We start from the raw sequence: 23,494 nt of genomic DNA, 5'->3' as shown, positions 1-23,494 counted from the left end.
GTGAAAAGTCGCCGTTTGTTTTGGAGCGTAGTAGAAAAAATTGAAGCAGGTATTAATAACGGCTCTTATTTACCTGGAACTCGATTACCATCTGAAAGAGAATTGTCAGAATTATTTAATGTTAGTCGTCCTACGCTTCGTGAAGCCATCATTGCATTAGAAGTTAGAGGCCGTGTAGAAGTAAGAACAAATGCCGGTGTTTATGTCATCAACCAAGATAAGGTTGATAAGAGCGAAGTAAGCAGCATTTCTGCATTTGAGCTGACACAGTGTCGGGCACTCGTTGAAGGTGAAGCCGCTGCGTTAGCTGCATCTTCAATTACAGAAGATGAATTAAACAAACTTGAAGATTTGGTAGAACAATTAGATGATGAAAAATTAAGTGAATCAGCAGACAGAGAGTTTCATTTAATGATTTGTAAAAGCACGCATAACAAAGCTTTGATTCACTCAATTAAAAATTTATGGGAACTACGTAACCAGCCCCATATTAAACAAGCACACAGCCATATTTGCCAACAAAGTAATGCACAAAGAAAAGAAGAACATAAGCAAATATATCAAGCACTTAAAGCTCGAAATCCAGAACAAGCAAGAAGTGCAATGCACCAACATTTTAATCGCTTAATCAACGCGCTGTTTGAAGCAAGTGAAATTCAAGCACTTGAGGAAATTAAGCAAAAGTCTCAAGCGACTCGACAGCTTTACTCACTTGAACACATTTTAAGTTGATATTAGGGTAAACGTCTTACTTTGATTTGCCGATTGTAAAAACAGTCGGCATTTATTCTTAGCCTACATTCGATTAACTTATTCTTGTAAAACACCTTTTGTTACGACAAAATTTGCAAAAGAAACCTTTTCCTCATCCGTTCTTAAACTCTCTGCCTCACTAATTGAGCGATAAATACCCCATTTAGGTCTGACAAAGTCATTGCTGTCATTAGCTCTCAATAAATCTATGCCGCTTTCTTCAATTGATAAAATTTTATTATTGTCTCTTAATCTTGTTATCTCTAAAACTAAATGACCATTTTCAGCATAAGTTGCCTGAACAAATATCTGCAACCACTCATCTGTTATACTGCCCCAGTTTAACTTCGCAAGATATACATCAGAAGTCATCACGCCTAAGGTGTCAGTCCCTTTACTATACCTAACTTGTAATTCATTTCCGCTGGCAGATTTCTCTACACCGCTAATGGTTACAATAGGTTGATCGTCATCACCATTGGCAAAACTATTAACTGCGTTTTTTGCTTTCAGTTGGAAAAAATGGCTGAATTTACTCGATAATTCTAATTCACTTGATACTTTAAACTTCCAAGAATACTGAAAAGTTTCTCCTTCATACCCTAATAAATTGGGGTTTGAATTGTCATACGCTTTGATTTCATTTCTTTGTCTATCTGATACAACACCTTTGTTATAATCTAAGTCTCTATGTGCTAAAAAATTAAAGTAATGCCCGACAACATCATCCGTTGCTTCAACTATATGCTCTACTTCAGTGTGGTCTTTACTATATAAGTCTGGTGATTCAATAGAGCCAACTCCAAATACTTGCCATATTAATTGATAGGCAGTTTTACCAAGGTTCGGACCATCTGAATCCAAAGTAAAGGTTTGTATTGGAATAAACTTCTGCGCATTTAGCCCAGAACCACCGCTACCCTGCTGACCATTACCTTGGTTGCCCGAACTGGAATCATCAAGGATTATGGCAGAATTAGATTCCGTAGAATTTCCCCCGCAACTACACAGCATTAATACAAAACAAGACAAAACCAATTGCTTTACAAATCTTATCATTAACATGACACAACACCTTTAAGTTTAAATATATAAAACCAGTGTAAATATAAAATATTTAAAACTGCGCATTGACTAACCTCAATGTATTACACCATAATAACAAATGTATTACACACCTGTAATCATAAAAACAGCATTTAATTAAAATAACCTAGACTAAAAAATGGTCTATATTTGTTAAATGGATTGAGTGTATCAATCAATTTAAACCAGCTAGGCTTGTGCTTGATTAAATTATTACAAGCTAGCAGCACTAAAAATCGAATAAGGCGAATCTTATGCGCGTACTAAAAATTGCAACTCCTATCTTTGTTATAGCCTCTGCTCTAGCGGCATGTACATCGACTCAAACTGAGACTGCTAGTCAGTCAAGAAGCGGTCTAGTTCCGGCTGAAAAATTTGATTTAAGTGAATGGAAAATTACCTTACCAATGGATGGCAATCGGGATGGTAAAATTGACGAAATAGATGTAAAACAAATTCAATCTTACTCACATCCAGATTATTTTTATGTGGATGAAAATGGCCATATGGTCTTTGCCGCACCAAATAAGGCGATCACCACAAGTGGTTCTTCTAATACCCGAAGTGAACTTAGACACATGTTACGGGGCACAAATACCAAAATAAAAACTAAGTACCCTCTTAACAATTTTGCGATTAAAGCGCACCCTTTGTCAGATAGATTTGCAAAAGTTGGTGGAATGTTAGAAGCATCTTTAAAAGTTGACCATGTTTCTAAACGAGCAGGATATCCTGATAAAAATCCAGCCTACTCAGTTGTTGTCGGCCAAATACATGCGGGTAAAGATAGTAATTTAATAAATCTAGGACTTGGCTTTGGTTGGGGTAATGAGCCGATTAAAATTTATTACAAAAAATTTCCTAACCATAACACGGGATCCGTGTTTTGGAACTATGAAAGAAACTTACCTAAAGAAGATCCAAACCGAACAGACATTGCTTACCCTGTATGGGGTTACACTTGGGAAAACCCTACAGACCCAGCTGAAAATGGCATTGCGCTAGGTGAAGAATTTAATTACGTCATTAATGTTCATGAAAATATTATGCATCTAGAATTCAGTGCTAAAGGAAAGCCTACCATCAAATATTCTATTGATTTGTCAAACAATATTGACGCTTATGGCAAAGTTGATGAACTCGATCACCCAGGTGGTTACATAGGTGATTGGCACTATTTTAAAGCAGGTGCATATAATCAATGTAGTACTAAAGATGCACCTGGTGGATGGTATACCGCTTGTCCTGGTACGGGTGATTGGAAAACAGACAAAGCAAATGGCGATTACGTGCAAGTAACATTCACTAAACTGAAAGTAGGCAGCAGTAAACCAGCTATGTAATACGGGTTATTAGAGCATACATTCAAATTTAGGATAACAGCTGCTCTCGAGCGGCTGTTTTTTTTACTCCATGAAAAGCCTAGCTTTAACTAATACGCTGACCTTTGATTATTTAATGACAAACACAGTGTATTACACAATTGTTTGTCATTAATGTAAGAAACAACTTGCTAAATGTTTAGGTTTTGTTGTATTTTATAATCATGGCTTTCAAATTTTGTTATGAAATTTGTATTAACCATCTCAATTTGGTGAGAGAAGTATTGGGGATCACAATACAAATTGAGAAAACAATCTGTTTTACAAATTGAATTTAAGTGTATGTCACCTAACATCACTAGCGGCACAATTAACGAGGATAAAACCCATGAAGACCAAAAACAATATGACTCTAATAGGCATGTTTCTTCTGCTTTCAGCATGTAGTTTAGATACTACTTCTGAACCTGATGTAGAGCCTGTAACCACTCCGGTGATTAATACACCTGCAATTTTATCTGGTGATTTAGATAAAAGTGTTCAATTTGATGACACAACCGACGTAACTGGTACTGTTATAATTACAGACCCTGATACTGCAGAAGACAGAGTTGATAGCCAAGTTTCACTTGCAACAACTTACGGCGTTTTCTCTATTCAAAACGATGGAAGCTGGGTATATACACTGACAACGAGTAATGCAGATGTAATGGCTTTAGATGGTACGTCAGATACATTGACTGACATGATTTCTGTAAAATCGGCTGATGGCGTAACAGCTCAAATCAATATTACGATTACAGGTAAAGCACCTGATCCAGTCGCAGCAACAACTAAAGTATTAAAAATTACTGATACAGATAGTTCAGATTCAGGTGAATTACGTCATAAATTAGCGAATCCTTTAGCTGCTGGCAAAATTACAGCTCGTTTCTTAAAAGAAGAAGTATTAACCGATGGTGGTTCGGCTAAAGAAGCTTATATTGCACTATGGGGTAGCTCTACTTCTACTAATAATGCGTTAGTCGATTTAAGAATTGGTAATGGTACATTCCAAATCCGTAATGCGAGCACTTCTGTTACTCAAACTTTCACACTTGAAGAATGGGTTGATGTTGAAATGACTTGGGATGCAACGGATACAACAGCAGCCCCATTAGTAACCGTTAAAATTAATGGTGTTGACTCAGGGTTAGGTACTTTCTCATCATTCAGTAATGATCTAAGTTCATTAGCATCTGGTGTTGAAAAATTAGTCTTCAAATTAAGCGATAATGGTTCAACTGTAAATGGTGCTGTTTATTATGATGATATTAAAGTTTATTCTGATACAGCAGGTACAGCATTAGAGTGGTCTGAAGATTTTGAAGGCTTCGATTCAGGTTATGATCTATCTGTTACTTACGACGACTCAGCAACAAATGAAGCATTCGTAGCTGAAGTTAGCACAGGCTTAGTAGATACTAATGCGCCAAGTAACGTACTTAGAATTACAGATACAGATAGCTCAGATTCAGGTGAGTTACGTCATAAATTAGCGAATCCTTTAGCGACAGGTACAATAACTGCTCGATTCTTAAAAGAAGAAGTATTAACTGATGGTGGTTCGGCTAAAGAAGCTTATATCGCATTATGGGGTAGCTCTACTTCAACAAACAATGCGCTAGTCGATTTAAGAATTGGTAATGGTACTTTCCAAATCCGTAATGCGAGCACCTCTGTTACTCAAACTTTCACTCTTGAAGAGTGGGTTAATGTTGAAATGACTTGGGACGCAACGGATACAACAGCGGCGCCATTAGTGACAGTAAAAATTAATGGTGTTGACTCTGGGTTAGGTACTTTCTCATCTTTCAGTAATGATCTAAGTTCAATCGCATCTGGTGTTGAGAAATTAGTCTTCAAATTAAGCGATAATGGCTCTACGGTAAACGGTGCTGTTTATTATGACGACATTAAAGTTTATTCAGACACAGCAGCGACTGCTTTAGAATGGTCTGAAGATTTTGAAGGCTTTGCTTCAGGTTATGATCTGTCTGTTACTTACAATGACTCAGCAACTAATGAAGCATTTGTTGCAGTAAAATAACTCATAGTCTAAGTTAAACATGTTAGATAAAGCCGCATTTTGAATGCGGCTTTTTTTTACCTTAATCCAAACTAACACAGATCTATTCTGGAATGTGCTTCACTCATTAAAAACGAGTATTAGTTAAACCTAGATAAACATACTAATAGCTCTTAACCTACTGTTTCTAAAACAGCACATTAGAACAATTTGCTTCTGTCGAACGGCTATTGAGATAATACAGCTTACCTGTTTTTACTTAACCTTAATTCTGGATAAGAAATTCGATAACTCTATAAAGTTATTGATGTTATTCAATTTTTACTTTTTGAGTGGTATATTTTCTTAGAAAATTAAACGCAGTTATCAGGAAAAAGTTTCTCAAGAAAGTAAGTTGTTATCCAGAGTAGAAGTTACCTAATTTATCGACAACAGAATTGATGAAAGTACCACAACGAGGTTTCAGCGAAAGCAAACAGGTGTGCTCCCTATCATTCTGTTCTATTACTGTATAAAAATTATTAATTAACAAATTAGTTCAAAGCTGCAGCTTCAACTTATACTGCCGGTTATATTGATTGTTGACGAGTTTTTAAGGCTTGTTCAAGGCTGGGCTATTTTGTGAATACTAGGGTAGTTGAACTTGGTACTTTTGTGAGTAATAGCAAAAATTCAGCTACAGCGTCAGTAGCTTTACGCATGAAATCCAACTATTTACCTGTTAGCCAGCTAACAGACAAATTTCTGTTTATTCAACTTTAACTCTGGATAAGAAATTGCTAATTCTATGAGTATTTTTAGTCAAAATATAATTCAAAACGATTTTGTAGCAGTATCTTTAAAATTTCAGCGCAGGCAGACTTAAGTTTAAACCTTTACTCATATATATATCGTCATACTTTAAACCACCATTACCATAAGCTTGTTTATGTGGACCTGTATTACAGGTAGCGAAAAAATAGATGAGCGCTTGCTCTCGTTTCATTCTAAATTTAGCACCTTTATATACTAAAGTTTGATTGGTAAACTCACCACCTTGCATATACACATCATAAGTTTGTCCACCTTCAGACACTAAAGCGTTGTTGACTACAAACCAAACTTGATACCAGGACCCGATTTGCAATGGCTTAGCAGACCGCTTAGCTTGATAATTTTGTACATTAGCATATTGCCTGTACTTGTCCTCACTATCTATCTTAACCATTAATGCGCCATCATTTTTATACCCGTTGGACTCTGCTTTATCTGTAACTCTTAACGTAGGCTCAAATGCATTGTAAGCCTGCTTTTTAATTTCTTCAGCAGCCAGGTTACTAATGCCAAAAGCATGATTATTTGGAAATGATTCAACATTAATTCGTAAATAAAAGGTATAAGTTTCCCCGACCTCAATTGCTTTTGGTAAAGGAGAAAATGTTAAAGCTTTACGATTACCGACAACACCATCTTGGGCTGGTTTTTTAATCAGATAATGATTTATTTGATTCTGCTGAGCCTCTTGGCGTATTTCAGTTATTTGTGGGTTTTCGATTTTAGGCTTAGTTTGATTTTGGGTATCGGCTTTTTGCCATTGTGTTAATTGATTGTGTTCAAAATTATCGAGCAGTAACCATGGTGATACTTGATCATCCGCTAAGCTGTGAACACTGAACAAAGTAAAAGCGAGTAACGAAAAGATTTTTTGCATTTTTAACCATCCAGTACAGTGGATTAAATTGATAGTGGCCGGAAACTAGCTGTTTAGAATAAAAATGGAGTTCCCATACGAAAAAATCCGATGAGTTTAGACTCATCGGATTTTAAGTTTGAAGTACTTATTATTAATCAATTAAAACTTAGCACGAACGCCCATAGTATATCTGCGATCTGCTTCACTATATTTCCAATCAGAGTTTAATTCATTTGAATAACTAATTGGTGAGCCTGTTAAGTTAACTGCATTAAGCACAAAAGTTACATTCTCGTTTAAGTCGTAGCTTGCAGAAAAATCAAACTGACCACGTGCATTTCTGTAATTATTACCCACTGTAGGATCAAAACCTGCCGCAGTTGGGTCGCCAGAGTTTTTAATACCTAAACCAAGAGCACCAACTGTTTCAACACGTTTCTCAACTTGAGTGTCTAAGAATTTATCTCTCCAGTTATAAGCTAAACGAAGTTGGAAACCATCATTTTCCCAGTAAACTTGGCCATTAAATGTATGGTTAGAAATATTTAATAATGGATTACCGTCTGGTTGAGAGCTATCTGCATAAGTGTAGTTTACGTTCACACCTAAACCAGGCACCATATCTAACTGTTGCTGGTAAGCTAACTCTAAACCTGTTACTTCGCCGCTACCACCGTTCACTTCTTTAGCAATCTGAATACCCGTTAAGCCGTCGTTACGCTTAGCGATAACAAAGTTTTCACCAGCAGTTGCATCTGAATTAGAGTGTGTAACGATTTCACCTTTATTAACACCTGCAGTGTCTAATAAACAAATTGTTGACCACTGAGTTGTGCCCTGACCTGTAATTGTTGATGAATCCGCAACACACGTTGTTCTGTTTTCAGTGAAAGAAGCAACATCTTTATAGAAGATAGCTGCAGACACTAAATTACCGTCACCAAAATAATGCTCTAAAGATAGATCATATTGAGTTACACGGTAAGGTTCTAACTCGTATGAACCACTTGTACCTGAAGTTTTCTCATTGTTAATGACCAAAGAAGGGCTTAAGTCATCGAAATCAGCACGTCTCATTACTTTCGCTGCAGCAAAACGAACTAAGGTTGAGTCAGTTAAGGTATATGTAGCATTCAAACTAGGTAAAAAGTCTTTATAGTCATTCATTTTTGTATCTAAAACTTTATTACCGTTTGCATCTACATAATCAACAATACTAGAAGTTAATTCAGTTTCAACATAACGACCACCCACAACTGCGTTTACATCACCAAATTCGACATGGAACTGAGTATATAAAGCACGTGTAGTCTCTTCGATCTCTTTATAAGAATTAATACTTTCTGTCATATTGTCAGCTAAAGAGCCTGTTAACGCACGATCAGAACCCGCTAAAATTTGCTGAACTTCAGCAAAAGTTTGCTCAACGTTATTACTCAAAATTGAAGCATCGTATACACGATAAGTCGACAAGCCATTTGCACCAGCGAAACCAGTTTGATCAAAAGTGTTGCTCTGATTAAACGTGGTGAAGCTATCGCTAATAATACTGCTGTCGATCCAAGTTGGCTTTAATACACCATTGTATTTAGCTTTTTTATGTGAATCTTTTAGGTTACTGCTACCGTTATATGTTAAATCAAAGCGTGAAGAGCTGTATTCAGTCTCAGTTGTACGAACACCCGCTTTAATTTTAGATAAGAAATCTAAACCTAAATCTGTCAATTCAACATCAAATCTAAACGCTGATTCTTGGTTATCTGTAGAGATTGTTTTATGGTACATCTCACGAAATACTAAATTATCAGCACCCGTTAGAATAGTTGAGTCATCATAAACAAGAGAAGGTACTTTGCTATCGGTGTGATTAACTGTCACTGTCGTTTTATGCTCAGCAACGCTACCATCTGCTTGATAACCAGAACGGCTAATAGGACGTAGGTTAAATTCTGAAGCGGTTTGTAGCTCTTCCGCTTTAGAAATTGAGTACTCACTCGAGATCTTAACCGTGTCAGTAATGTACCATTCACCACCAATTGCATTTGAAGATGCATCTGATGCGGTAAAGTCACTCCAAGTTTTTGGAATTACGAAAACATTTTCTAATTGGTAGTTTTGCAACATACCATTTGCATCATAAAAAGAATTACTAGTTGGCTTTACTGCACCAGCAACGTCAAGAATTGAATAAGCTTCTTGACCGCCGTCTAGCTCAGATTTGCTGATATCTAAATAAATATTAGCATCTGCACTTTCTGGCGCCCATTGGAGTGAAACGCCGAATGCCGTGCGCTCACGTTGCTCTTTCTTTTGTTCAAGGGTATTTTCTGTTCTTAATTGGAACTTACCGTTTGGACCACCAGATACATCAACCGAACCGTCACCGTCTAAGTCAATATCATCAACCATACTTACTTTGTTAAAAAATTCATCACGACGTAATTCGCGATCTTGGTAAGCAAAGTTTATGTTAGCACCAAATGTGCCCGCTCCACCTAACTCCCAGTTACGACCAAAAGCAGCACTAACTTTAGGACCTAAATTTTCTGTTTTATCCGCATATTCGCCGTCAATAGAAATAGCAGTTAATGGCTCTTTTAATTCTAGTGGACGAATCGTTGCCATATTAACAGTACCACCTAATGCACCTTCTAACATTTCAGGTGTTGGTGATTTTATAACTTCTACTTTTTTCAAAAAGCTTGACGGAAAATCATCTAAGCTTATGCCGCCACGATTTGGACCCGATGTAGAACGACCATTTAAAAGCACTAAATTTTGACTCACACCGCGAATCGTAACTGATTCACCGACACCAAAGTCAGATTTAATCGAAACACCTGTAATTCGTTGAAGTGCTTCTGCAATGTTGTTATCCGGTAATTTACCAATATCTTCTGCTACAACAGAATCTGAAATTGTCGGATTGAATCGTTTTAAACGAGCTGATTCGGCCAAGCTTCCAGCAATACCTGTAACTTGTATTTTTTCAATTTGTTCTTCATTTTCAGCGGCATAACCAAATGTTGATACGCTGCTTGCAGCCAATAAAGACAGCATAACTTTTGATAATTTTAATCGCATCCTAGTACCCCATACTTAACTTATAATTTTTATTTAACAACTACCGGCTCAATGTGACTAACAACACCAACCAATATGTATTACATTTATTGCACACAATAAAAACAACTTCAAGAAAAATGTTATACAAAGATTAAAATGTTTTAGCCTGGGATTATCATTTAGATACAGAATAAAACTAAAATTTATAACTATTTAAAGATATTCCATAATTCGTTTTTAATGAACCAATGAGTCAGGAAAACAAATAAAAGATTAAAAAACAATTAGTTAAATTAAAACCCATGGTATATAAGAGTATGGAGATATAATTAAAAATAAGTTTAAAACAAAAAACAAACAAATAAACTACATTTTTAATTGACCAATTATTAATTTGGTATAACAATATTGAATTACAAATGTTAGTAAGTTTCATTTTAGAGTGGTAATGAATTTGAAAATAAAAATGGTGAAAAATACATATTTAGTTGGCTTGATTGCCAGCTTGCTTATTTCGTGTAACTCAGTAGAAATGAATAACGAGCCTGATATATCAAATAACACTCCCACGCCTTCACTTCCTGATAATTTAGATTGTGATGAATTAATCAATTTATCGATAAGTACTGCAAATGATGACGGTACTAATGATGGTCATACGCCAGATTTAGCGATTGATAACAACTTAGGTGAAGCATCTCGTTGGTCATCCGATGGTGTTGGTAAAACCATCACTTTTGACTTAAATGAAATTGTCACCATTAAAGACATTCAATTAGTTTGGCATATGGGTAATAGTCGTGCTTCTTACTTCGACGTAGATACATCCAAAGATAGTTCAGATTGGAAATCTGTATTGGTGGGAGGTCAATCAAGTGGCTCTAACTCAGGTTATGAAACACAAGATTTAATAAAATCAGATGCTCGCTATCTGCGACTAACTGGACTAGGAAATTCGACGAATACTTGGAACAGTTTAATCGAAATAAAAATTAGAGGTTGTGGTCAAACTATCACTAACTTACCGCCTGTCCCACAAGATCTCGACCCTAGCCTAGCGCCATCTGGCAATTTTGATTTGTTAGATTGGACCTTAGGTGTGCCAGTAGACAATAATAACGACGGCAAGTCGGACACGATAAGTGAAAAAAACTTATCAGATAGCTATATTCACAATGATTGGTTTTACACCGCTAGCGACGGAGGTATGGTATTTAAAGCCCCTATTGACGCGCCAAAAACTTCAACCAATACAAGTTATACTCGATCTGAATTACGTGAAATGTTACGTCGGGGTAATACCAATATAAGTACTCAAGGCGTCAATAAGAACAACTGGGTATTTTCAAGCTATTCAGCATCTGATCAAGCTGCCGCTGGTGGTGTAGATGGCGAATTAACTGCAACTCTCAAAGTAGATAAAGTCACAACAACAGGTAGTGCATCTCAAGTAGGCCGTGTGATTGTAGGTCAAATACACGCAACTGATGACGAACCTGCACGCTTATATTACCGCTTACTTCCTGGTCATAACAAAGGCTCCATTTACTTAGCGCATGAGCCAGGCAATGGTAATTCTGAACAGTGGTACAACCTGATAGGTGACCGTTCTAGTTCTGCGTCTGAACCCTCTGACGGTATCGCCTTAGGCGAAGTATTTAGCTACTCAATTAAAGTAACGGCAAATATATTAACTGTTTCAATTTTTCGTGATGGTAAATCAGATGTAGTTCAAACCGTAGATATGAGCAACAGTGGTTACCACACCCTAGCAAACCAATATATGTATTTTAAAGCTGGGGTCTACAACCAAAATAACACAGGTGACGGTAACGATTATGTTCAAGCCACCTTCTATCGATTAAATAATAGCCACCAAGGTTATAGTCAATAATTCATGTATTCCAAACACACCGCAACTCAAGCTGCGGTTCATTAAACTAAAACAACAAAGGTAATAACATGCAAAAAAAACTAAAACTATCTGCGCTAAGTTTGGCATTATTGGGGATGTCTAACCTTGCGATTGCAGCAACGCCTACAGCAGTTACCGACAATGGTAACGATGGTAACGTAGCGGCAAATAGCATAGATGATGACCCAACGTTTAGTACACGTTGGTCAGCTAATGGCAACGATGGTAGTCAATGGTTACGTTACGACTTTGGTAGCTCAACGACTTTGTCAGGTTTAAAGATTGCTTTTTATAAAGGTGATCAAAGACAAACTTACTTTAAAATTCAAAGCTCTGACGACGGCTCGAGTTGGACAACTCAAGTAGATGCGAGCAGCAGTGGCAGCTCAGGCAGCACAACGTCACTCGAAATATTTGATTTTTCATCGAATGTAACGGCAAGATACTTTAGAATTCAAGGCTTTGGTAACACTTCTAATACTTGGAATAGTATCACTGACGTAGAATTTTCAGATGCGACAAGCCCTGGCGGTACAACCAATGTACCAGCAAAAATCCAAGCTGAAAATTATAGCGATTTTTATGATACAACTTCAGGTAATACAGGTGGGCAATACCGTGCAGATAATGTAGATATTCAGAATACATCTGATGCAGATGGTGGCTATAATGTCGGTTGGATAAAAGCTGGAGAATGGCTTGAATACCCTATCTTTGTATCAAGTGCAGGCGAATTTAAAGCAGATATTCGCTTAGCTTCTTTACGCTCAACAGGTCAATTTGATGTAATTGTAGATGGCAACAACTTGGGGAGCATTAGTGTAACTAATACAGGTGGTTGGCAAAACTGGACAACACAAAGCATCAGTTTAGGTAACCTATCTAAAGGTAATCATACAATCAGGCTTGAAGTCACAGGTAGTGACTTCAACTTAAATTGGCTTGATATAACTAAAGTATCAACGCCTACTACTGGGTTTGATTGGGATGGCTGGAAAGTCACTTTACCTGTAAACGGTGACACCTACTACGATGATGGTAATACCAGCTCTGCAGCTGAAATCTCACCAGCTAATTGTACTCAAGAAGTGTTTGATGAAGATTTATCGAATAGTTATTTCTGGTCTGATAGTGAAGGCTTACACTTTAAAGTGCCAATGAACTTAGACGGTAAAACGCCAAATACATCGTACATACGTTCAGAATTACGTGAACTGTATAACTGGACACCATGTGAAAGCACAAGTGGTGCGAATTGGTCTTACGGTGGTGATCACACTTTAAATGCGACTGTCCGAATCGATAACTATAACCCAAGCAGCCCTAAAGTCGTTATTGGTCAGATCCACGGTCACGACATTAGCTACGCAACAATCAAGTTGCATTGGGAAGGTGATAATAAACCTATCCGAGTTATTTATAATGAAACACCGTCAAGTTCAACACCACAAAGTGTTAACTTAGGTTATGTTGATTCTTCTGGTTTTTTTGATTACAGCATAAAAATGACGAATACGGGTATTGAATTATCTGCCGGCGGTGTAACAGAAACTATCACTTTTGGTAACGAATTGAGTAATGATTGGAAAGATGCTGATTTTTACTTTAAAGCCGGTTTATATCCGCAAGAAAAACCAAGCTCAAGTTCAACCAATGTCTACCAAGCAACGTTCTCAAAAGTTGAAGTAATTCACGACTAATTTTCATTAACAATATCTGTGCTTTAGGGCATGAAAACACAAAAGGCCATCATGGATATGATGGCCTTTTTTATTGGGTAAAGCTTATAAAGTATAACCAGTACCAAAGCGCTGGTTTAAGCTATTTAGAAGTTTCCATGTTCAATGGTTTAGTTTCAAAGTTTGACGTTTGACTTTCTGCCACGGATCCAGATTTCTCTTTTGAATTAGACTTCCCGGCTAAAAGATCTTCAATTTCTTCAATTGTTTTACCTTTAGTTTCAGGTGCAATTTTAGCCATAATCACAAAGCCGATTATGCAAAATACGGCATAAGCTAAGAAGGTATTAGTTGCACCTAAGTTCTCTAATTGCCAAGGGAAAAAGGTAGGTACAACGATTCCACCAAATATAGTTGCAACTAAAGCACTTGAAGTAATAGCAACCGCTCTTACTTTGGTTGGGAATATCTCTGAAAATAATATCCACAAAATAGGACCTAATGAGAAATTATATGCACAAACAAAAGTAATTATGCCAGCTAAAACCAGCATGCCTTGCATGTTAGTCGCCATGAGTAATAAATCATTTTCAACTTTAACAAAATCTGCTTGGCCAATAGCTGCAATGACAGCTTGTTTGAATTCAGTGTCTGTTTGATAAATAACACCTGCTAAAGGTTTTAATAAACTCGTATCAATAGTCGCAGACAACTGAGCTAAACCATCTAACGGGATGACATAAGTCGCATCATAAAAACCATAGGTTACCAACAACATACTAGCAGCACAGGTCACTAAGCCGCCTAATAAAATTTTGCGTCGGCCTAATTTATCAATTAACAACAAACCAAGAACAGTGAATAAAGCACCAATCGAACTTACCCAAATTGACTGTAGGAAAGCAGACTCACCACCACCGACCTGTTGGAAAATCATAGGCATAAATGCCAGGATAGCATTCATACCGGATAAAGCTTGAATCGCTGCCATTAATACACCAATCACAAGCGCCATACGCATGCTTTTACTAAACAGTGCCTTCATCTGTTCCATGTAACTTAAAGAATGCTCAGTGCTTTTGAGACTATCGACAATTTGTTTAAACTGTGATTCTACTTCTTTCGGCGGCACTAACTTGGCAATCACTGAATGAGCTTTCTCTTCGCTATGGTTCAACATTAACCAACGTGGACTTTCTGGAATTAAAAACAATAAACCAAACCATAAAATAGCCGGTAAGATTTCTAGACCTAGCATCCAACGCCAAACATTTTTATCGTCCATGCCAATCGAACTTGCGAGCGCTGAGCCAGTGCTAACTAAATCAACTAAATAGTAATTTAAGATGGTCGCTGCCAATATACCGATTACAATATTAAGCTGATTTAAACCAACTAGTTTACCGCGCATCTTAGGTGGCGCTATTTCACCTATATACATTGATGCTAAACTAAGAGAAGTAAACGCTAGACCGCCGATTAATCTCGCAGCAAATAACTCAAAATAGCTAGTTGCAAAAGCAGAACCGACTGCAGAAATAGTATACAAGGCGGCAATAATCATCAGCGTTTTCTTACGACCAAATTTATCGCAAAAATAGCCAGCCAAAAGCAATGCGACTAAAGCGCCATAGTTAGGTGCTGCTGCAATATTGCCTTTTTCTAATGCGGATAACCCAAATTCTATGCCTGTATATTGAAAGGTGCCAGAAATTAGCATTATATCTAGGCCAAAAATAAAGCCCCCGATAGAAACTATAAATGCATATAACAAAGCGTTACGATTAGATTGATACATATTTACTTCTCTAAATACTGTTGAACCATATTTTGGTCATAATTGATGTTTATCAATGAGTAGACATTTAAAACAACTCGTGCATTGTTAACAATATACCAAATGTGTGTATTAATCTAGCAAAAAGTAAATTTTATAAAATTAAGCATATTTATCACATATTATTCTAGTTACTCAAGTTTGCTTTATGAGATGTAAGTATTTAAACCGAGTTTTAGCAGTATCTTTGCTTACTGCTTCGGATAAAGATCGACCCAGCTATCTAGGATCACTTTTTGATGACTCAACGGATATAAGGCTTTCACTAACTCCCCTGACGACCTAAGTTTTTTGATGCCTATATTGAGCGCTTCGTATACTTTTTTACCATGTGGGTGAGTTTTAGATATGGCGTAATGGCGAGATTGAATAAAAGATAGCTTAATCCCTTCAATTGGTAGTAATTTGATATTATCACAAGGAAAGGCCCAATTATCGCGACCTATCATTACCATTTCACCCATATAAACTTGTGCCCGATTAGCCGCTAACATTCTGCATAAACTAAAATGACCTGACATACTCGCAACAGGTAACGACAAAGCGTTAATGACATGCCAATCGTACACCCAATGCTTAGCGGACAAAAAGGAATATTGCCTTAATGCATTAACAGGTGAAGTGCCGTGATTTAGCGCTTCGTGAACTTTAAATTCAATTTCATCTATTAATGCTGGAGTCGTGTAAAAACCTTTAACAAACTCTTTAGATTTAAATACAGCTTCACTTTTGTATAAATGGGCGTCATCTATATCAGCTTCCCAAGCTGTTGAAGCTGCCATAAGTGCATTACCTTTTTCAACCTCTAATAGTGAGCGGACATAATTAGGTACAAGTTGAAACTTAAAATTAACTTCAATTCCAGCGAGGTACAATGCTTTACATAAAACAACTAACTCAATTGAGTTTCTAAAACTTGAAGAATTGAGGTAAGAATTAATCTCATAACACTTTTTATTGCCAAGTACATCTAAATACTTTGCTTCTTGGTCTGGATTTACCGTCACAGATATATCTAACGGTTCAGAGTAAGACCTAATATTTATCAAAAAATATGTCAGAAGAACAAAAAATTTGAGTGTTTTCAATTCTCAATCCATTAGCAAATAATAAGGTTAATTCATTAGTTAAGTATGCGGGTAAATTGATATTTTTCCAGCTTAGTCTCTATCATTAATGATTTAACTAAGGTATTGATAATAGGTTTAAATTTAAAAGATTTAATTCTAAGGTGATGTTTTTGTTTTGAGTCAGATGAATTTGCAGAGGCAGTAGCTGGCAATGATTAGCACATTCAACGCCGATATCAAGAAAAAAGCCCTCAAAAAAGCAAGTTGTTATCCTGACTGATGTTAGTTAAACATGCCTGCCGCCTTTAACCACAAAGCAACCCCAGATAAAATTGTCATGACCTCAAAACATCGTTTTACTAATTTGTTGCCTTTAGCAATGATAAGACAAGCACCTAAATAACCACCGAGCAATGAGCCTAAGATAAGCGCTGGTAGCCAGTCCCATTGAACTTCAGACAGCAAAGCTAAAGTCACGGCTCCTGTGCCATTCCACAATATACCAACCATGATTAATGTATATGAAACTGCTTTGCCATAACTCATACCAAACCAATAAATAAGCCACATAGTCACAAACAAACCAGTACCAGAAGTGAGAGAGCCATTAAGGATACCAATAATAAATAAGCCAAAAGCGCCTATAAGATAACCTTTTAGGTGGTAGTTTTTTGCCACTTCGACTAAACCTAGATTTGGTTTAAATATTGAGTACATACCCAATGCAATCGTCAGGCCGCCCAAAGACCATAAAGCCAGATGAACAGGTATAGATAAAATGACATTCGCACCTATAACCACACCAGGTAGTGCACCTAAAGTCATGGCTAAAATTAAGGGGAGTTCAAATTGACCATGCTTTAAATGCTTAACAGAAGCACCCAGCCCTAAAGCGACAGATGCAATTTTGTGAGTAGCTAGCGCAATCGAAAAAGGTAAACCAAGAAAAATCAATGCGGGTAACTGCAATAACCCAGCCCCACCACCGGCTAAAGAGGATAAGGTATTGGCAACAAGACTAACAACAAACAATAATAATTGGTCAAAAATCATAGGGCGGGCTTAAATTTAATATTGAGCTAACTATTGTAGTGAATAAAAAAACGCCGCAAAAGCGGCGTTTAAAATGCGTGGAATAGAAACCTAAAACTAGTTTAAGTTATGGATTTCTAAACTTGAGCTCTGATCAGAAGAACCTTTCTTCGCAGAATCTTTACGCGAAAAATCTAACTGTTCTAAGTACTCTTGGCTAACATCATTGGTGATGTATTTTCCATTAAATACCGAAGTTTCAAAGCGCTCTATTGAAGGATTACCTTCTCTAACCGCTTCAATCAAATCTTCTAAATCTTGGAAAATCAAACCATCAGCTTTAATGAGTTCACTAATTTCTTCAACATCTCGGCCATATGCAATTAATTCACTGGCACTTGGCATATCAATACCATATACATTCGGGAAGCGAATTTCAGGTGCAGCAGAGGCAAAGTAAACCTTTTTGGCTCCAGCATCTCTAGCCATTTCGATAATTTGTTCTGATGTTGTCCCACGTACTACCGAGTCGTCAACTAACAAAACATTTTTACCTTCAAACTCAGAAGTGATCGCATTTAGCTTTCTACGTACCGACTTACGTCTTTCAGTTTGGCCTGGCATGATAAAAGTACGGCCGATATATCTATTTTTTACATAACCTTGGCGATAAGGTAGCTCTAGGGTATTTGCAATTTCTAATGCGACATCACAGCTTGTTTCTGGAATCGGAATAACAACATCGATTTCTAAATCTTCCCAAACACGTTTAATTTTTTCGCCTAGCTTTTTACCCATGCGCACACGAGAAGCATAAACAGAAACATCATCAATTTTTGAATCTGGACGAGCAAAATATACATATTCAAAGATACATGGCACAAGTTCAGCTTCATCAGAACATTGCTGAGTAAATAACTCGCCTTCTTTAGTGATGTAAACCGCTTCGCCAGGCGCAACGTCACGAATAAATTCAAATCCGACTGCGTCTAATGCGACACTTTCAGAAGCAACCATGTATTCCATGCCTTGCTCAGATTTACGGCTACCTAAAACAAGTGGGCGAATTCCGTGGATGTCACGAAATGCAACCAAGCCATAACCTATGATAGAAGCTACAACAGCATAAGCTCCGCGAGCCTGTTTATGTAAAGCCGTTACAGCTTGGAATACGCTCTCTGGTTTAACTTCCCAGTGTTCCGCTTCACACAATTCATGAGCAAATAAGTTCATCAAAAGCTCAGAATCAGAAGACGTATTTACATGACGTCTAGCTCCGCCTTTTAAGTTTTCAGCTAATTCAGCTGCATTCGTGATATTACCATTGTGAACAAAAGCAATACCGTAAGGTGAATTAGTATAAAAAGGTTGAGCTTCCGCTGAAGTTGAAGAACCAGCAGTCGGGTAACGAACATGACCTATGCCCCAGTTACCTGCTAAACGTTCCATGTGTTTTTGTTCGAAAACATCTCTGACTAATCCATTTGCACGTCTTAACTTAAACATGCCTTCATTGATAGTCATAATCCCCGCAGCATCTTGTCCTCTATGTTGGAGAACGGTTAACGCATCATACAATGATTGATTTACAGGGGAATGAGCAACTATGCCAACAACACCACACATGGATAATATACCTCTTAAACAGGTTTGATATCTTTAAGAAAACTCGAACTATGTTTCAAGTACTCAAAGAACCATTCAATAACAACAGAAAATTCTGGAATGAGTAATGAATTACTCCACCACTCCGCTTTTGAAGCTGGTGTAAATGCATCCATAAAGAATAGTACAGCAGCAACAATTAAGATACCTCGCAAGCCACCAAAGGCTAAACCTAGTACCCTGTCTGTGCCTGATAGCCCAGACTTTTGAACTAATTGACCTACAATATAATTAACTATAGATCCTAAAATAATACTACTAACAAACAGTATCGCGATAGCTGCGGCATTGCGTAACATAGGCTCTTCAATATTACCTAGGTGCGCGGCCAAATCTAAATAAAATTGGCTGGCAATAAAAAACGCAGTAGCCCAAACAACTAAAGACAATGCCTCTTTGACAAAACCTCTAACTAAACTAATTAAGGTGCTGATAGCGATCAAACCAATAATTGCGTAGTCAATCCAAACCATTGTCATTTCCATGCTAATTTTTGCCGGCGGATCTTAGCAGATTCAAGTATACAAATACCATTGCTAATTCTCTGTTGGGCGGTAAATTGTCAATTTACCGCTTAAATTAGTCAGACGTTTTAACTCTGGTAACATTTTTTCTAAACTTTGTTTATCTAATTCAGGGCCGACATAAACCTTAGTTAAAGGTCCGTTACGAGTTTGAATTGGTCGAGTAAAACAAACGTAGCCTTCTCGCTTTAACTTAGCGACTAAATTCTGAATATTTTTACCGTGTTTAAAACTGCCTAGTTGGATAACCCAAGCTGGTTTATTAAATGGCGATTCGCTATCTGCAGCTGAAGCTTGCTGCTGCTCAACTTGTTGTCTAGTTTGTTCAGCAGCTTCAGCTAGTGTTTCGTCATTAATAAAAATGACATCAAGATTCTGCTCATCCGTAATAGGCGCTTTAGCCGAATTCATTTTCGCTTCATATTCAGCTTCGGGCGCTTTTGGCATGGCCGGAATAGGTTTTATTTGGGGTGATGTCGGAATAGCTTTAACTTCGTCAATAAATTGATTTTTCTTACCACTAAGCAAATCAGGTAAAAAAATTACAATTAAAGCAATGAATACGATACTGCCAACAATACGATTATGGAAAGCAGTATTCATCGCTATAATTCCTTCTGCGAAATCGTTTCAAGTAAATCAGTTACCACCCAGAACGAACCAAAAGCAACTACTAGATCGTCACTACTTGATTCAGCTATCGCAGCAGATTTTGCTTGAGTAATAGAGCTAAAGCACTGTATTTTACCTGCATCAACTTTTAAATTATCAACTAAAACCGATTTTAACGTCTCAGCTTGAGCACCTCTAGGCTGATTAATGTCCGCTAAAAACCAACTATCAAACATAGCCGAAATTAATTCTAAACTGGCAAAGATATCTTTGTCTTTTAACATGCCAAGTACAGCGACCTTCTTTCTGCCTGTTACTGTATTTTCTAATTGTTTTTTTAAATACTTTACAGATTCAGGGTTGTGCGCAACATCTAAGAATAAATCAGGCTGACTATGTATTTTCTGCCAGCGCCCAGCTAATTGATAGTTTGATAAACAAGAAACTAACTTTTGCTCATCGATTGTAATTTCTAATTTTTCTAATGCAGCTAAAACCGTACTTGCATTCTGTAACGGCATATTCGGTTTAGGTAAGTTATCAAAGCTTAAGGTTTTACTGTGCCAATGCCATTTGTCTTCCACTACAGTGAAATTAAAGTCCACGAGCTGCCAGCTGATATCTAGCGCTAATGACTGGGCAATTTGTTGAAGTGACACTGGCGGATGGAAATCACCACAGATGGTTTTACCATGCGGGCGACAAATACCGGCTTTTTCTTTAGCGATGAGTTCTCGGGTATCACCTAACCAATCTTTGTGATCTATATCTATGGTGGTGATAATACTTAAATCTGGCTCGACTATATTAGTAGCATCTAATCGACCACCTAAGCCAACTTCCAATAAAATAAAATCAGGTTTAGCTTGAGCTAGCATAGTAATAGCAGCCAGAGTACCAAACTCAAAATAGGTTAAAGGAGTATCGCCTCGAGCAGCTTCAATTTGTGCAAAAACATCGCAATGCTGCTGCTCAGAAAACCACTTATTATCTAAGGTAACTCTTTCACGATAATCATGGATATGAGGAGAATTGTAGCAGCCGACTTGATAACCATGTTGGGTTAAAATTTGCTGTAATAAATGACAACTTGTGCCTTTGCCATTGGTGCCAGCAAGTAAGACAATTTTACTTGCTGAAAAATCCAAATTGAGCTGATTAAATACAAGTTTAACTCTATCTAAGCCGAGCTCAATATCTTTAGGATGTAGCGACTCTAAGTGAGTCAACCAAGCAGACAGTGAATTAAAACCTAGCCTGCCCGATTTGGACAGCTGTGACATTAATTCAATTCTGCTGCTGGTAGCTTCATAAACTTAGCGATAAGTCTTGAAACTGTATCTTTTAACTTATGGCGGTGAACAATAATATCTATCGCACCTTTTTGTTTTAAAAATTCACTACGTTGGAAACCTTCAGGTAGTTTTTCACGTACCGTCTGCTCAATAACGCGCGGACCTGCAAAACCAATTAGGGCTTTAGGCTCTGCAACATGAATATCACCTAACATAGCAAAACTAGCAGAAACACCACCCATAGTCGGGTCTGTTAAAACTGAAATATAAGGTAAACCTTTTTCGCTCATTTTAGCTAATGCCGCGCTCGTTTTAGCCATTTGCATTAACGACATAAGCGCTTCTTGCATACGAGCACCGCCAGACGCAGAAAAACAAACTAATGGTAAGTTATGTTTTAAGCATTCTTCTGCTGCACGTACAAATCGAGCACCAACAACTGAGCCCATTGACCCGCCCATAAAGCCAAATTCAAACGCAACAGCAACGACAGGAACACCGTTTGTCGTACCGCGCATAGCAACAAGCGCATCTTTTTCTGATGTGCTTTTTTGTGCTGCTGATATTCTATCTTTATAACGTTTAGAGTCTTTAAATTTTAATACATCTTCTGGTTCAAGCTCTGCACCCAACTCAACTCGACCATCTGTGTCTAAAAATGAATCTAATCTTAAACGCGCGCCTATTCTCATGTGGTGATCACACTTAGGGCAAACGTTTTGTAATTGGGCTAACTCTTCTTTATAAAGAATAGAGTTACATTCGGTACATTTTGCCCAAACGCCTTCTGGCACATTACTCTTCTTAGTTGAGTTTGTTTTTGGGAGTATTTTTTCTATCCAACTCATGGAGGCTCTCTGAAGAATTTAATCTAAAAATGTTAAGTTAGCTAAAATATAGCTGCGCATAATTGCCGCATATTAAAGCATAATAATTCGCTATTTTTAACAAAAAGATGATCTATAAAAAGATCAAATTACAAAAATTGACTCATTCGTTTAATTTTCGGGCAAAAATAGAGGTCCCATTGGCATTTGTGGTAAACCAAAATGCTCAGGATAAAAAACGCGTACTAAGTACAAACCATTAGGTTTTGCTGTCACACCCGCTTGTTTTCTATCTTTGGTTTTTAATAATTCCGCCATCCAAGTCTCTGCTTGTTCCCCTTTACCGATAGATATCAAGGAACCGACAATATTTCTAACCATGTGATGTAAAAACGCATTCGCCGCCACATCAACCACAATAAAGTCGCCAGTGCGCTCCACTGTGATATGAGTTAAATGACGAAATGGCGTGTTCGCTTGACAATGAGTTGCTCTAAAAGACGAAAAATCATGTTCACCAACTAGCGCTTGTGCTGCTCTGTGCATAGCATCTGCATCTAGTGGATCATGCACATGGGTAATGCCTTGTTGCATAATGGCAGGTCGAAAATTTGAGTTATAAATAACATATCTATAGCGTCTAGCCGTAGCAGAATATCTTGCATGAAACTCATCGCTCACAGGGTGAACCCATTTCACAGCAATATCGTGCGGTAACTTAGAATTTGTGCCTAAAATCCAAGCGATTAATTTTCGCTCTTTTGGTGGTTCAAAATGAACGATTTGGGTTGTTGCATGCACACCTGCATCTGTTCTTCCGGCACATGTAACCGTTATTTCTGCGTCAGCAACATACGATAAAGCTTCTTCTAATTTTTGTTGTACAGAAGGAACATTATCTTGTCTTTGCCACCCAGAATACTGGGCGCCATCATATTCAATACCAAGTGCGAGTTTCATAGCTACCAATGATTACGGCTAAGTCTAACCTGAAATCGCGCCATTATACTGAAATACCAAAACCATGCTAGTTCAAAATGCCTAGATCGCAATTATCACAATTAACTTCAT

17 protein-coding genes are annotated in these 23,494 nt (G+C 37.4%); 5 read left to right on the top strand and 12 right to left on the bottom strand.

The window, feature by feature from the left end:
- Window positions 1–732: a FadR/GntR family transcriptional regulator gene (locus tag XM47_RS00815; RefSeq protein ID WP_048688278.1), complete on the top strand. Its 732-nt coding sequence runs from the start codon at window positions 1–3 to the stop codon at window positions 730–732.
- A gap of 78 nt (window positions 733–810) precedes the next feature.
- On the opposite strand, the gene XM47_RS00810 is transcribed toward XM47_RS00815, so the two are convergent.
- Window positions 811–1,818, bottom strand: a complete 1,008-nt coding sequence (locus XM47_RS00810; RefSeq protein WP_053084483.1) for a hypothetical protein — start codon at window positions 1,816–1,818, stop codon at window positions 811–813.
- Between the two features lie 275 nt (window positions 1,819–2,093).
- Here XM47_RS00810 and XM47_RS00805 point away from each other — a divergent pair, with 275 nt between their 5' ends.
- Entirely contained in the window at window positions 2,094–3,182 is a 1,089-nt protein-coding gene (locus XM47_RS00805) for a polysaccharide lyase family 7 protein (RefSeq protein WP_048688276.1), read from the top strand.
- Between the two features lie 367 nt (window positions 3,183–3,549).
- Entirely contained in the window at window positions 3,550–5,250 is a 1,701-nt protein-coding gene (locus XM47_RS00800) for a VCBS domain-containing protein (RefSeq protein ID WP_048688272.1), read from the top strand.
- Between the two features lie 817 nt (window positions 5,251–6,067).
- On the opposite strand, the gene XM47_RS00795 is transcribed toward XM47_RS00800, so the two are convergent.
- Both XM47_RS00795 and XM47_RS00790 read right to left on the bottom strand, forming a co-directional pair.
- Entirely contained in the window at window positions 6,068–6,919 is an 852-nt protein-coding gene (locus XM47_RS00795; RefSeq protein WP_048688270.1) for a hypothetical protein, read from the bottom strand.
- Window positions 6,920–7,060: 141 nt separating this feature from the next.
- A complete protein-coding gene (locus tag XM47_RS00790; protein ID WP_048688268.1) occupies window positions 7,061–9,985 on the bottom strand; it encodes a TonB-dependent receptor in 2,925 nt (974 codons plus the stop codon).
- 430 nt (window positions 9,986–10,415) lie between these two features.
- Between XM47_RS00790 and XM47_RS00785 the strand changes: the two genes are divergently transcribed.
- Complete coding sequence (locus XM47_RS00785) at window positions 10,416–11,861, top strand: polysaccharide lyase family 7 protein (protein ID WP_077066424.1); 1,446 nt, start codon at window positions 10,416–10,418, stop codon at window positions 11,859–11,861.
- A 68-nt stretch (window positions 11,862–11,929) separates the two neighbouring features.
- On the top strand, window positions 11,930–13,582 hold the full coding sequence (locus XM47_RS00780) for a polysaccharide lyase family 7 protein (protein WP_048688265.1): 1,653 nt from the start codon (window positions 11,930–11,932) through the stop codon (window positions 13,580–13,582).
- A gap of 121 nt (window positions 13,583–13,703) precedes the next feature.
- Here the strand turns inward: XM47_RS00780 and XM47_RS00775 are convergent, their stop codons facing one another.
- The 9 genes from XM47_RS00775 to truA all read right to left on the bottom strand — a co-directional run bounded on the left by XM47_RS00775 (window position 13,704) and on the right by truA (window position 23,383).
- The gene (locus tag XM47_RS00775; RefSeq protein WP_048688263.1) at window positions 13,704–15,359 is read right to left on the bottom strand and encodes a sugar porter family MFS transporter; all 1,656 of its coding nucleotides are present in this window, start codon (window positions 15,357–15,359) and stop codon (window positions 13,704–13,706) included.
- Window positions 15,360–15,589: 230 nt separating this feature from the next.
- Entirely contained in the window at window positions 15,590–16,405 is an 816-nt protein-coding gene (locus XM47_RS00770; protein WP_048688262.1) for a hypothetical protein, read from the bottom strand.
- Window positions 16,406–16,750: 345 nt separating this feature from the next.
- Window positions 16,751–17,521, bottom strand: a complete 771-nt coding sequence (locus XM47_RS00765) for a sulfite exporter TauE/SafE family protein (protein WP_048688259.1) — start codon at window positions 17,519–17,521, stop codon at window positions 16,751–16,753.
- A gap of 96 nt (window positions 17,522–17,617) precedes the next feature.
- On the bottom strand, window positions 17,618–19,126 hold the full coding sequence (purF, locus tag XM47_RS00760) for an amidophosphoribosyltransferase (protein WP_048688257.1): 1,509 nt from the start codon (window positions 19,124–19,126) through the stop codon (window positions 17,618–17,620).
- A gap of 14 nt (window positions 19,127–19,140) precedes the next feature.
- Window positions 19,141–19,638, bottom strand: a complete 498-nt coding sequence (locus XM47_RS00755) for a CvpA family protein (RefSeq protein WP_048688253.1) — start codon at window positions 19,636–19,638, stop codon at window positions 19,141–19,143.
- A gap of 63 nt (window positions 19,639–19,701) precedes the next feature.
- Complete coding sequence (locus tag XM47_RS00750; protein ID WP_048688250.1) at window positions 19,702–20,292, bottom strand: SPOR domain-containing protein; 591 nt, start codon at window positions 20,290–20,292, stop codon at window positions 19,702–19,704.
- A gap of 2 nt (window positions 20,293–20,294) precedes the next feature.
- Window positions 20,295–21,584: a bifunctional tetrahydrofolate synthase/dihydrofolate synthase gene (gene folC, locus XM47_RS00745; RefSeq protein WP_048688247.1), complete on the bottom strand. Its 1,290-nt coding sequence runs from the start codon at window positions 21,582–21,584 to the stop codon at window positions 20,295–20,297.
- Complete coding sequence (gene accD / locus XM47_RS00740) at window positions 21,584–22,444, bottom strand: acetyl-CoA carboxylase, carboxyltransferase subunit beta (protein WP_048688243.1); 861 nt, start codon at window positions 22,442–22,444, stop codon at window positions 21,584–21,586. Before accD ends, folC begins: the two co-directional genes overlap by 1 nt.
- A gap of 150 nt (window positions 22,445–22,594) precedes the next feature.
- Window positions 22,595–23,383 carry a tRNA pseudouridine(38-40) synthase TruA gene (gene truA, locus XM47_RS00735; protein WP_048688239.1) on the bottom strand — a complete coding sequence of 263 codons (789 nt, stop codon included), beginning with the start codon at window positions 23,381–23,383 and terminating at the stop codon, window positions 22,595–22,597.
- Between the last annotated feature and the right edge of the window lie 111 nt (window positions 23,384–23,494).

Origin of the sequence: Catenovulum maritimum, from assembly GCF_001050375.1 — a bacterium.
GTDB lineage: Bacteria > Pseudomonadota > Gammaproteobacteria > Enterobacterales > Alteromonadaceae > Catenovulum > Catenovulum maritimum.
Note: the sequence above shows the minus strand (reverse complement) of the source record. Positions and strands in the feature narration are given on the sequence as shown.